The organism is Leisingera sp. ANG-S5, assembly GCF_000813925.1.
Lineage (GTDB): Bacteria > Pseudomonadota > Alphaproteobacteria > Rhodobacterales > Rhodobacteraceae > Leisingera.
In genome coordinates this window covers 132,281-144,401 of sequence record NZ_JWLH01000001.1, presented here as the reverse complement: position 1 = coordinate 144,401, position 12,121 = coordinate 132,281, and the positions used below count along the sequence as shown (strand labels likewise).

Sequence of the window (12,121 nt, the reverse complement as noted above, 5' to 3'; positions counted from 1 at the left end):
CAATTCACCCCCGAGAGTATTTCAAGAAAGATGAAATCCCGCCGGGTCTTTGGTATCAAGCTTGCGAGGACTCCAGCGCTGCCTTCAGGTCGGCGATCAGGTCATCCGCATCCTCAAGGCCCACCGAGAAACGCACCAGGCCCGGGGTAATGCCCAGCTCGTCTTTCAGCTCGTCGGTCAGCCGCTGGTGGGTGGTGGTCGCCGGGTGGGTAGCGATGGATTTTGCGTCGCCCAGGTTGTTGGAGATCACCGGGATGGTCATCGCGTTCAGGAACTTGAACGCAGCCTCCTTGCCGCCCTTCAGGTCCAGCGACAGGACGGTGCCGCCCTTGCCGCCCAGCTGGGTCTGCACCAGCGCGTTCTGCGCGTGGTCCTTCAGCCCCGGGTAAATTGTGCGTTCCAGCGCCGGGTGGCCGCTCAGCGCTTCCGCGATTTTCAGCGCGGTCTCCGCCTGGGCGTTCACACGCAGCGACAGGGTCTCCAGCCCCTTCAGCATCACCCAGGCATTGAACGGGCTGAGCGAACCGCCGGTGTGCTTCATATAGGGTTCCAGCGTGCCGCGGATGTAGTCCTTGGTGCCCAGCACCACCCCGCCCAGCGCCCGGCCCTGGCCGTCGATATGCTTGGTCGCGGAATAGATCACCACATCGGCGCCTTGTTCGATCGCCTTGGAGAACACCGGCGTCGAGAACACGTTGTCCACCACCACGGTGGCACCAACAGAATGCGCAATCTCCGCCACGCCCGCGATGTCGATCACCTCCAGTGTCGGGTTCGACATGCTCTCGAAAAACACGGCCCTGGTGTCCGGGCGCACGGCGGCCTTCCAGGCCTCCAGGTCGGTGCCGTCGATGAACGTCACCTCGACCCCGAAGCGGCCCAGCACATCGGCCAGGATATAGTTGCAGGAGCCGAACAGCGCCTTGGCCGACACGATGTGGTCGCCCGCCTTCACCAGCGAGGTCAGCGCGCCGTTCACGGCCGCCATGCCCGACGCGGTGGCAAAAGCATCCTCTGCCCCTTCCAGCGCCGCGATGCGCTTCTCGAACATGTCGACGGTCGGGTTGCCGTAACGGGCATAGATGAACTCGTCCGGGCCGGTCTCGATGAACCGCGCCTCGGCCTGCTCGGCGCTGTCGTAGACGAACCCTTGCGTCAGGAAAATCGCCTCGCTCACCTCGTTGTACTGGCTGCGGCGGGTGCCGCCATGCACCAGCTTGGTGCGCTTGTTCCAGTTGTCGCTCATCTCTTCTGTCTCCTCGCGCCCATAGCGCACAAAAAACCCCCAATCGGCCAAGCGAAAGGGGGTCCTTCACGTCCTGACCTCTTTAGCGGGATTGTTTAACGTGGCCCGCAATCCGGTAACAAATCGCCACGATGTGATGCTTGGGCTTTACGCATCTTGCGGGATTCGGTCAAGCGGCAGCATGTCCGGCTTTCACAGGGATGTGAGCCGCCCTGCCCCTTGCCCGCCCCCCGCGCCCCGTGCTCCTGTGGCCGGGCACACTGACGGAGGCACGCGATGCAGGACCCGATCCAGCTCTATTACTGGCCCACGCCGAACGGCTGGAAAATCTCCATCGCGCTGGAGGAAATGGGCCTGCCCTACGAGGTCACCCTGATCGACATCGGCAAGGGAGACCAATTCGCGCCGGAGTTCCTGAAGATCTCTCCCAACAACCGGATGCCTGCGATCATCGACCCGGACGGGCCGGACGGCGCGCCGGTCTCGCTGTTCGAAAGCGGTGCCATCCTGCAATACCTCGCCCGCAAGACCGGGCAGTTCTACGGCGCGGACGAGCGTGCCCGCCTGACTGTGGATCAATGGCTGATGTGGCAGATGGGCGGCGTCGGACCAATGGCGGGACAGGCGCATCATTTTCTGAAATACGCCCCCGAGGATCTGCCCTATGCCAAGGACCGCTACCGTTCTGAAGTCGCCCGCCTCTACGGCGTGCTTGACCGGCGGCTGGCGGAGAATGAGTATGTGGCGGGCGCAGACTATACAATTGCCGACATCGCGGTCTGGCCCTGGGCCTCGCTCTGGGAGGGCCAGCAGCAGACACTCGAGGACAAGCCGCATCTTGCCCGCTGGCTTGATCTGATGTGGTCCCGCCCCGGTGTGGTGGCCGGCCGGGCGCTGCATGCGGACCTGCGGGCGGACAGGTCCGACAGCAAGGCGCAGCAGGTGATTTTCGGCCAGGGCCGCTAAGCCGCGCAGCCGCAGCGCACCGCCCGGCCAAAGGCTTCAAGCATCATCTTTGATGACGCGCGAAGACGCGGGAGCCCGCCGCTGTCCCCGGTTACTCGGCCGGGCCGGCTTCTTCCTCGATCCCGTATGTCTGCAGCAGCCGCCCCTGAAACATGAAAAAGGCAAACATCGCCACCGGCAGCCCGAAGGTCTTGAAATAGACCCAGGTCTCGGTGCTCTGGGTGCGCCAGATCAGCTCATTCGCCACCGCCAGGCCAAAGAAGAATGCGCAAAGCCGCCGGGTCAGGATCATCCAGCCCTCCTGCTTCAAGGGCATCAGCTCCTCCATCACCACCTTGAGCCAGCTTTGGCCGCGCAGGAGGCCGATGCCCAGCAGCCCGCCGAACAGCAGATACAGCATCGTCGGCTTCATCTTGATGAAACGGTCGTCGTTGAACCACACCGACATGCCGCCGAACAGCACCACCAGGATGAGCGTGGCAAACTGCATCCGCGACAGATGGCCGGTCAGCTTCCACAACGCCAGTGTGGACGCCACCATCAGCGGGATGAAGGCCGCGGTGATGACGATGAAGCCCTTGTATTCACTGCCGCCGATCAGAAACACCTCATCCTTCAGCTTCAGATAGCCGATGAAAAACAGGACAACGGGGCCAAGCTCCAGTACCATCTTCAGGGTCGGGTTGATCTTACTCGCGGCCATGGGGCCTCCTGTCAGTTCTGCACGCGGGCTTTAACCGCCCATTTCCACTATCACGGCGCCCAACGCGATCAAAGCCATCAAGGCAATCCGCCGCGGCCCCACCGTTTCCTTCAGCACCAGCCAGCCGATGAGGGCGGCAAACACGGTGGAGGTCTCGCGCAGCACCGCCGCCTCCCCCACCTTGTCGAGCCGGGTCGCCAGCATGATGGCGCCAAAGGACGCAAACGCCACCAGCCCGCCAAAGAAGCCCCGCACCATCAGCGGCCCCGGTTCGGGCGGCGCAGGCATGGTCCGCCAGTGGGCAAAGGCGATCACCGGAAACACCAGCCCGTCGATCATGAAAAACCACGCCAGGAAGGTGAACGGATCCGCCGTCGCCCGGATGCCATAGGCGTCATATGTGGTGTAGGCGGCCACAAACAACCCGGTCACCACCGCCAGCCCCAGAGCAATTCCCAAGGTGTCCCGGTTAACCGTCAGGTAGCGGTAGTTGTACCCTGCAAGGCCGAAGATCCCCGCCAGCAGCACCGCCACCCCCAACCATTGCACCGGGGTGAACACCTCGCCGAACAGGAAGAAAGAGCCGATCACCGTGAACAGCGGCCCGGTGCCGCGCACCACCGGGTAAACCACCGTGTAGCTGCCCTTGGTATAGGCCAGTGCCTGGAACAGCTTGTAGAAAACATGGATCACCCAGGCGACGAAGAAGATCAGCCACATATGCGGCTCCGGCCAGGGCACCACAAACAGCGCAAAAGGCGCCGCCATCACACAGTAGGAAAAGTCGATCGCCCCGCGCGACAGCCAGGGATCATGGCGCCCCTTCTGCAGCGCGCCGAAAACCGCGTGCAGGAAGGCCGCCCAGATGGCCAGAAACAGCGCTGCCTGATGCCCGGCCTCGGTGCCTTCCAGGGAGATCAGCCAATCGCTCAAATCAAATGCCTTTGCGCCGGGTGAGGGCACCGGGGGCCAGCCCCCGGACCCCCGGGATATTTTCAGTCAGAAGAATGACGGATCAGGATTTCTCCAGTCCCGTCAGCGCCGCGGCAAATTCCTCGGGATCAAACGGCGCCAGGTCGTCGATCTGCTCACCCACACCGATGGCGTGGATCGGCAGGCCGAACTTGTCCGCCAGCGCCACAAGAACGCCGCCCTTGGCAGTGCCGTCCAGCTTGGTCATCACCAGGCCCGACACATCCGCCAGCTGCTGGAAGGTGCCGACCTGGCTCAGCGCGTTCTGGCCGGTGGTGGCATCCAGCACCAGAAGCGTGTTGTGCGGCGCGGTCTCGTCCTTCTTGCGGATGACGCGGACGATCTTGGCCAGCTCCTCCATCAGGTCTGCCCGGTTCTGCAGCCGCCCGGCGGTATCGATCATCAGGAGGTCAGCACCGTCTTCCTGGGCCTTGGTCATGGCATCAAACGCCAAGGAGGCCGGGTCGGATCCTTCGGGCGCTGTCAGCACCGGCACGCCTGCCCGGTCGCCCCAGACCTGCAGCTGTTCGACAGCGGCGGCGCGGAAGGTGTCACCCGCGGCAATCACCACCTTCTTGCCTGCGCCCTTGAACTGGCTGGCCAGCTTGCCGATGGTGGTGGTCTTGCCGGAGCCGTTCACGCCCACAACCAGCACCACCTGCGGGCGCTTTGCGTAGATCGGCAAGGGCTTCGCCACCGGCTCCATGATGCGCGCCACTTCCTGCGCCAGCAATTCCTTGATCTCGCGGCTGGAAACCTTCTTGCCCATCCGCCCCTCAGCCAGGTTGGCAGTCACCCGCAGTGCGGTGTCCACCCCCATGTCGGCGGCAATCAGCAGCTCTTCCAGCTGCTCCAGCATGTCGTCATCCAGCGCCCGGCGCGGTTCAGCCGCCGTGGTGCGCCCTATCAGGCGGCCCAGCAGGCCCGGCGATTTCTTCTCAGGCTCCGGCGCAGGCTGCGGTGCCGGTGCGGGCTTGGGTTCCGCAACGGGCTGCGGTGCCGGCGCGGGTTCGGGCGCAGGCTCCGGCTCGGCAACAGGTTCCGGCTGCGGAACCGGCGCAGGCGCGGGCTGTTCCGGGGTTACCGCAGGGGACTCTGCCAGGGCCTCCACAGCCTCAGCCGCGCTGCTGTCCGCGCCCTCCTCGACAATCGCATCGAGCCCCTGCTCGAGCTTGGAGGAGGATTTGAACAGCCGCTCCTTGAGCTTTGAGAAAAACGCCATCTTGGTCTCCGCAAAAGGGTCTGCACCCCACCTAATGCGGATTGGGCCGGAGTGCAAAGCGCTAGGCGCCGCGAAACTCAGGAAAATGCCGCCAGAAAGCCCGCTTGCGCCCCCCAATAAAGCGGCCAGACCGCAAAGGGCGTGATCCGGCGCAGCGCATGATCGTCCGGCAGCACGAAGGTCTCCGCCGCCAGCACCATGTCCGACAGCATGAAGGCGCAGGCCGCGGCAAAAACCCAATAGCCGAACGGCAGCGTCAGCGCCGCCGCCCCCATGCCAAGGATGATCGGGATATAGGCCAGCACAGGCCCCTTCAACGCGCCTGCCCGGGGTGCCAGGATGCGCGCCATGACCAGTCCCAGCACCAGGAGAGCCGCTGCGATGGCAATCCCCGGCATCTGCAAAAGCTGCACCGGATCACTATCCCCCCGGGTCAGGAACAGCACCGCATAGGCCAGGTGGCCGGCGGCAAAGGCGCCGACACCGGCCATGAACGCCCCCTCCCCGTCGCGCGACAGGAACAGATCGCCCAGCGCGCAGAGACCCAGCGCCACGGCCAGCAGCCAGGGTGCACCCAGCAGCAGCGCCGCCAGCGCCAGCAACGCAACAGAGGCGGTTTTCAACAGGCTGCGCAGCACCCCCGGCGGCTGCGCAGCCAACAGCAGGTAGATCAGCGCACAGGCTGCAGCCCCCGCCCAAAGCACCATTTCCGCCGTCATGCCCTGCTTCCCCTTTGATTTTCCGCCACTCTGTCCGCGCAAGCTGCCTTCGGTCAAAGGTGACCCCGCGGGAGCCTGTTCAGAAAACGCAAGGCTTGGAGCATCCGCTGCTCCTGAGGCACAATGCCCTCATGCGCTTCGTGATGATTCTCCTGCTCGCTGCCCTGCCCGCCCCGCTGGCGGCGGGGGAGCCGTTGAGTGCGGGCGAGTTTGACCGCTACACCCAGGGCCGCACGCTGTTCTACGGCTTTGGCGGCGCCATGTACGGGGTCGAGCGCTATCTGCCGGGCCGCAGGGTGATCTGGTCCTTTCTGGACGGCAAATGCCAGGAAGGCAGCTGGTACGAGGAAGCAGGTCAGATCTGCTTTGTCTACGAGAACCGCGACGATCCGCAGTGCTGGACCTTTGAGTTGACACCGCGCGGGCTGACGGCGCGGTTCGAGGACGACCCGGCCTCAACAGAACTTTATGAGGCCGAGGATATCGGCGAGAAGATGCTGTGCTACGGCCCCGACGTCGGCACCTGAGGCAAGCCGCGGTGCAGCGGGTATTTGAAACCAGAAAGAAGCCGGAGCCGGCCCCTAGAACAGCGAGCCCTGGCCGCCCCCGGGCGGTTTTGGCGTGCCCTTTTTCGGCGCCTGTGCTGCTCCGCCCTCCAGATCCAACGTGCCATCGGCAAATTCGATCTGCAGCGCGTCTGCCCTGGCGGCAGCGGCCTTGGTTGTCAGGATTTCATCGCCGGAGCGCACCACCGCATAGCCGCGTTCCAGGGTTGCCTTGTAGCTCAGGATCTCCAGCTGCCGCCCCGTGGCCGTCAGCGCCTGGCGCTGGCGGTCGATGCGCGCGGCCTGCGCCGCATCCAGCCGCTGCGCCAGCCGCCCCAGCGAGTCTTTCTGCGCTGCCATTTCCCGCTGGATAGGCCGCAGGCTGAGGCGCGAGGCAAGGTTTTGCAGCCGGTCGCGCCGTCCCCCAACCAGCTGCCGCAGGGTGGCAGGGCGCAAGCTGGCCGCGGTCTCGCTTAGATGCAGCCGGCGCCGCTGCACGCCATTGATCAGCGCACCGGGCAACCGGTCTGAAATCCGGTCCAGCCGCTGGCGCGGGGTTTCCAGCAGGGTGTCTGGCTTGGGCAGAGCCCGGGCCAGATCATTAAGCCGCTGGCGCCTGAGTTGCACCGCCTGCCCGGCAGCACGGGTCAGCCGCGCGCCCTGGTTCTCACTCCAGGCCATCAGTTCCAGCCGCACCGGCACCGCCAGCTCCGCCGCCGCGGTCGGGGTCGGCGCCCGGCGGTCGGAAACAAAGTCGATGAGCGTGGTATCTGTCTCATGCCCCACCGCAGAAATCAGCGGGATCTGCGAGGCCGCCGCAGCGCGCGCCACGATCTCTTCATTGAAGCCCCAAAGATCCTCGATCGAGCCGCCGCCACGGGCGACGATGATCAGATCGGGCCGCGGCAGCGCGCCGCCCGGCGTCAGGCGGTTGAAGCCTTCGATGGCGCGGGCTACCTCGGGCGCGCAATTCTGCCCCTGCACAGCAACCGGCCAGACCAGCACCTTACGCGGGAACCGGTCGCGCAGCCGGTGCAGGATATCGCGGATCACCGCGCCCGAGGGCGACGTAACCACCCCGATGATCTGCGGCAGATAGGGCAGAGGTTTCTTGCGCTCCGGCGCAAACAGGCCCTCCGCCTCCAGCTGCTTCTTGCGCTTTTCCAGCAGCGCCATCAGCGCGCCCTGCCCGGCAACCGCAACCTCATCGACGTTCATGTTGTACTTGGACTGCGCGCCAAAGGCTGTCAGCCGGCCGGTGACCACCACTTCCAGCCCTTCCTCCGGCACCACCGACAAGCCGCTGATCTGCCCCTTCCAGGTGGTGCAGGCCAGCACCGAACGGTCGTCCTTGATGTCATAATAAAGATGCCCGGAGCGCGCCTTGAACACACGGCCCACCTCGCCCTTCACCCGAATACGGCCAAAGGTGCCCTCCAGCGTGCGCTTCACCTCGCCGGAAATCTCCGAAACGGTGAATTCCGGGGCGTTCTGTCCCGGCTGCGGGTCGTCAAACAGGTCGGACATCGGGGGCTGCTCTCCTGCGGCCTTTGGCCGGTCTTGTTTTGAAGTCGCGCGCAGCATAGAACGCGCGGCAAGCAAGGCAAGCCCCGGGATGCGGCCCGCGGCGCCACAGGGCTCAGGCAGATCGGAGAATGCGCCAATGAACATCCTTATCCTCGGCAGCGGCGGGCGTGAACATGCACTGGCCTGGGCTGTGATGCAGAACCCCAAATGCGACAAGCTGATCGTGGCGCCGGGCAACGCAGGCATCGCCCGGATCGCCGATTGCGCGGCCTTTGACATCGAGGACGGCGGCACGGTTGTGAGTTTTGCCGAGGAAAACGCCATCGACTTCGTGATTGTCGGCCCCGAGGCCCCACTGGCTGCGGGCGTCGCCGACCGGCTGCGCGAGGCTGGCATCCTGGTGTTCGGTCCTTCCGAGGCGGCCGCGCGACTGGAAGCCTCCAAAAGCTTCACCAAGGAAATCTGCGACGCGGCAAATGCCCCCACCGCAGGTTACGGCCATTTCACCGATGCCGAGGCCGCCAAGGCGCATGTGCGTGCCAACGGCGTGCCCACCGTGGTCAAAGCGGACGGCCTGGCCGCAGGCAAGGGCGTGATCATCGCCATGACTGAGGACGAGGCCATGGCGGCCATCGACGATATGTTCGGCGGCGTCTTCGGCGGGGCCGGCGCCGAGGTGGTGATCGAAGAATTCATGGAAGGCGAAGAGGCCTCCCTGTTTGTGCTGGTCGACGGCGAGGACGTGCTGGCAATCGGCTCCGCCCAGGACCACAAGCGCGTCGGCGAGGGCGACACCGGCCTCAACACCGGCGGCATGGGCGCCTACTCCCCCGCACCGGTCCTGTCGGCTGAGGTCGAGGCCCGCGCGATGGAAGAGATCGTGAAGCCCACAATGCGAGTGATGGCAGAGCGCGGCATGCCCTATCAGGGCGTGCTCTATGCGGGCCTGATGATCAAGGACGGGCAGCCGCGGCTGGTGGAATACAACGTCCGCTTCGGTGATCCGGAATGCCAGGTGCTGATGATGCGCCTCGGCGCCCAGGCGCAGGACCTGATGCACGCCGCGGCTGAGGGCCGCCTGGGCGAAGCGCAGGTGAACTGGGCCGATGACCATGCGATCACCGTGGTGATGGCGACCGAGGGCTACCCGGGGTCTTACGAGAAGTTTTCCGAGATCAAGGGCCTGGACGCGCTGCCCGAGGACAGCAGCAACATGGTGTTCCACGCGGGCACCAAGGCGCAGGACGGTAAGGTGCTGGCGGTTGGCGGCCGGGTGCTGAACGTGACCGCCCGCGGTGAAACCCTGCAGGAGGCCCGTGACCGCGCCTATGCGATGGTGAACGCGGTGGACTGGCCGCAGGGCTTCTTCCGCCGCGACATCGGCTGGCGCGCGCTGAAGTAATCAGGCCCAGCCCACGGGGTTCCGGCAAGCGCTCCCGCCTGCTCCGGACCAATCACAGATTGATCCTCACAGTTGGGCGTGGCCGGGCGCTGCCGCGCCCGGCCAGAGGCGCCCTGAAAGGCTGTGGCGCGGATCAGTCTCCGCCGTTTGCCGGCTCCGCCTCAGAAGGCTATCCTGCGGCGCAGGGAGGAAAACACATGCTGCACCTGCCCCCCATTTGCCGCCTGCACCGGTCCCGGATGCCTGCCCAAAGACCGGCTCAATGACCGCGCCCCGGCGGCTCTCTCCCGATGATCCCAGCCTGAGGGATGTGCTGGACCTGATCCAGCGCAGCTTTGCCTTTATGGAGGGGCGCATCGACCCGCCGTCCTCCATGCACCGCTTGACGCTGGCCGCCCTGCAGGACCAATGCCGCGATGGTGAAATCTGGGGCATCGGCACCCCGCCCGCGGCCTGCATCTTCCTGACGCCCAGACCCGATTGCCTCTATCTGGGCAAGCTGGCGGTGGACGAAACCCATCGCGGTACCGGGCTCGCCCGCACGCTGGTGGAGCTGGCCGCAACCCGCGCTGCGGCACTTGGCTTGCCGGTACTGCGGTTGCAGACCCGGGTCGAGCTGACAAAAAACCACGCGGCCTTTGCCCGCATGGGCTTCCGCAAAACCGGCGAAACCGCGCATCCCGGGTTTGACAGGCCGACCTCGGTGACCATGGAGAAACCCGTGCCAGGCACCCCCGCCCGCGTCTGAACCGCAGGCTGCGCTGCCCGGGCAGAAAGCGCCAAACCTGCTGCCAAATCTCCGCCTGGCTGTGTGTCGAGGCAAGGGGAACCGCGATCAGCCTTGTTCCGCCAGCCTGAACGCACCGGGTAAGCGTTCAATCATTGCCACGGATACAGGCCGCCCGTGCCGGGCAGCCGCGCAGGCCCTCCGGGACGCTTTGGAAACCTGCAGATCATGCGCCCGCGGCCCAAGCTCCTACGCTTGCTGCCCTAGAACCCGCCGATATCCGTCATCAGCAGGAACCGCCTGCGGAACTGGTCGAGCATGTCCGGCTCCAGCAGATCCGCGGGATGGGTGACCCCGAAGGCCGCCTGTGTGCGGTCCTTCATCTCACCCAGCTGGCGCTCGATATCCAGCTGGCCAAAACCGGAGGGCAGCACCAGCGCCGTCTCAAACACGGTGCGCAGCGGCGGCGAGCCCATGATGTTGTACCAATGGGCGTTCTCGCTGCCGCCCTCATCCACCACCGCCTGCAGTTCGCGCTCAAACGCCAGCGCCAGCCGCATGTTGGGATCGGATTCGCCGATGGCAATCTCGAATTGCCGGGTGGTGTAGAGATCGGCAATCTCATCTGCAAAGCCGTCCGGGTATACCTGCGCCTCTGTGCCCTTGTTGAAGGAGAAGGCGTAAGCCATTGCTTTCATGTTGTTGTCATGGTGCAGATTGGCATAGGAAATCTCCGAGGACAGATCCGAATCCAGCGTCTTGATCATGACGTTGAAATCGCTGTCCCGGTGGCTTAGCCCGAAGATGTCCAGCGACGCCTCGAACAGGCTCAGGTCGAACACCAGCTCGGTGGCGGAGGACAGGCTGTCCAGCTTGTCGGTGATCTCGTCAGAAAACACCTGCATCTTGCTGACATGCTCCGGCCAGGTGTTCTGGAACGCATCGGCAAAATCGTAATAGGCGATGTTCTCCGGCTGGTTCACAAAGGAATTCGGATCGCTAAGGTCCGATTCCAGCACCTGGCGCAGGAAGGTCTCGCCCCGGTCGCTGACGTTGAACTGGTCCAGCGCATCCGCCAGCAGCTCCGGGTTCTGCAGCAGCTCATCCGGGTCGGTCATCGCGTTGATGTCCGGATAGCCGAAGCCGAACGCGCGGGAGACGTTCAGATAGCGCGTGTCCTCCAGCTGGTTCACAAAGGAATCCGGATCGGTGGTGTCCGAATTCAGCACCCGCCGCAGGAAATCCTTGTTGGTGCGCTCCAGGTCGAAGGTCTCGATCACCGCCTGCAGCAGGTCTTCATCCTCCAAGAGGTCATCGGCGCTGGCCAGCCCTTCGGTATGCTGGTTGAACTCCGACACCAGCGCCTGGATGCTGTTGCCGTATTCCGGCGGCTTGCCGAACTCGAACTGCTTGGCGAAATCGGCAAAGCGGGTATCGGTCAGCTTGTTGGCAAAGGAGTCCGGATCGCTCAGGTCCGACTCCAGCACCTTCTGCAGGAAGAACTGGTTGTTCTCCATCCCCTTCAGGCCCACGTTGTCCAGCGCCTTTTTCAGCAGCGTCTGGTTGGACAGAAGGTCATCGGCGGTGGTGATGCCGGCAAATTCACTGCCGCCCTTGGCACTGGGCAGCTGCGGGCCATCCGGGCTGTTGAAGCCAAAGGTCTGCGCCAGCGCCAGGTAGCGGCTGTCATTGAGGCGGTTCACGAAGGACTTGGAATCACTCAGGTCCGAATCCAGCACCTTCTGGATGAAAGCCCGGTTGCCGATGTCCTCATCCAGGCCAAAAGCACCCAGTGTCACCTGCAGGAGATTGTAGTCGTCCAGCAGCTGGTCCGAGTTCTGGATGCTGGTGATGCGCTGCGTGAAATCCTGCACCCGGCGGTCCAGAATGGGCGATTTTTCAAACACTTCCTGCTGCTGGGCCTGGGTCCGCTGCAGGAAGGTCCAGCCGGCGATACCGGTGCCGAACACATAGGGTGTAAAACTCACGCGCGTGTCTCCTGTGAAAACATGCCCCAGCCGGCGCCGCCGGGCATTTCCCGTTTGCCGCAGGCTAGCTGAAGGGAATGAATATTTCGGAAACACCCGCGCGG

The 12,121-nt window shown here is 64.6% G+C and carries 11 protein-coding genes and 1 riboswitch; of the genes, 4 read left to right on the top strand and 7 right to left on the bottom strand.

What is annotated here, in order from left to right; translation table 11 throughout:
• Positions 1-55: 55 nt before the first annotated feature.
• Positions 56-1,246 carry an O-succinylhomoserine sulfhydrylase gene (gene metZ / locus RA25_RS00725; RefSeq protein ID WP_039170244.1) on the bottom strand — a complete coding sequence of 397 codons (1,191 nt, stop codon included), beginning with the start codon at positions 1,244-1,246 and terminating at the stop codon, positions 56-58.
• A 61-nt stretch (positions 1,247-1,307) separates the two neighbouring features.
• Positions 1,308-1,386, bottom strand: a riboswitch (SAM riboswitch).
• Positions 1,387-1,522: 136 nt separating this feature from the next.
• On the opposite strand from metZ, the gene RA25_RS00720 reads away from it, so the two are divergent.
• A complete protein-coding gene (locus RA25_RS00720) occupies positions 1,523-2,212 on the top strand; it encodes a glutathione S-transferase N-terminal domain-containing protein (RefSeq protein ID WP_039169459.1) in 690 nt (229 codons plus the stop codon).
• Positions 2,213-2,303: 91 nt separating this feature from the next.
• On the opposite strand, the gene RA25_RS00715 is transcribed toward RA25_RS00720, so the two are convergent.
• From RA25_RS00715 to RA25_RS00700, 4 genes are all read right to left on the bottom strand, one after another.
• Entirely contained in the window at positions 2,304-2,915 is a 612-nt protein-coding gene (locus tag RA25_RS00715) for an inner membrane-spanning protein YciB (protein WP_039169457.1), read from the bottom strand.
• A 30-nt stretch (positions 2,916-2,945) separates the two neighbouring features.
• The gene (locus RA25_RS00710) at positions 2,946-3,848 is read right to left on the bottom strand and encodes a DMT family transporter (protein ID WP_039149767.1); all 903 of its coding nucleotides are present in this window, start codon (positions 3,846-3,848) and stop codon (positions 2,946-2,948) included.
• Positions 3,849-3,930: 82 nt separating this feature from the next.
• A complete protein-coding gene (gene ftsY / locus RA25_RS00705; RefSeq protein ID WP_039149764.1) occupies positions 3,931-5,109 on the bottom strand; it encodes a signal recognition particle-docking protein FtsY in 1,179 nt (392 codons plus the stop codon).
• Positions 5,110-5,186: 77 nt separating this feature from the next.
• The gene (locus tag RA25_RS00700; protein ID WP_019296821.1) at positions 5,187-5,828 is read right to left on the bottom strand and encodes a lysoplasmalogenase; all 642 of its coding nucleotides are present in this window, start codon (positions 5,826-5,828) and stop codon (positions 5,187-5,189) included.
• Positions 5,829-5,959: 131 nt separating this feature from the next.
• Here RA25_RS00700 and RA25_RS00695 point away from each other — a divergent pair, with 131 nt between their 5' ends.
• Complete coding sequence (locus RA25_RS00695; RefSeq protein WP_039169455.1) at positions 5,960-6,355, top strand: hypothetical protein; 396 nt, start codon at positions 5,960-5,962, stop codon at positions 6,353-6,355.
• Positions 6,356-6,409: 54 nt separating this feature from the next.
• On the opposite strand, the gene xseA is transcribed toward RA25_RS00695, so the two are convergent.
• The gene (gene xseA, locus RA25_RS00690; protein ID WP_039169454.1) at positions 6,410-7,900 is read right to left on the bottom strand and encodes an exodeoxyribonuclease VII large subunit; all 1,491 of its coding nucleotides are present in this window, start codon (positions 7,898-7,900) and stop codon (positions 6,410-6,412) included.
• A gap of 136 nt (positions 7,901-8,036) precedes the next feature.
• Between xseA and purD the strand changes: the two genes are divergently transcribed.
• On the top strand, positions 8,037-9,302 hold the full coding sequence (gene purD / locus RA25_RS00685) for a phosphoribosylamine--glycine ligase (protein ID WP_039169452.1): 1,266 nt from the start codon (positions 8,037-8,039) through the stop codon (positions 9,300-9,302).
• Positions 9,303-9,564: 262 nt separating this feature from the next.
• Positions 9,565-10,050 carry a GNAT family N-acetyltransferase gene (locus RA25_RS00680; RefSeq protein ID WP_052254147.1) on the top strand — a complete coding sequence of 162 codons (486 nt, stop codon included), beginning with the start codon at positions 9,565-9,567 and terminating at the stop codon, positions 10,048-10,050.
• A gap of 242 nt (positions 10,051-10,292) precedes the next feature.
• Here RA25_RS00680 and RA25_RS00675 read toward each other — a convergent pair whose 3' ends face one another.
• Positions 10,293-12,017: a DUF1217 domain-containing protein gene (locus RA25_RS00675; RefSeq protein ID WP_039169450.1), complete on the bottom strand. Its 1,725-nt coding sequence runs from the start codon at positions 12,015-12,017 to the stop codon at positions 10,293-10,295.
• Between the last annotated feature and the right edge of the window lie 104 nt (positions 12,018-12,121).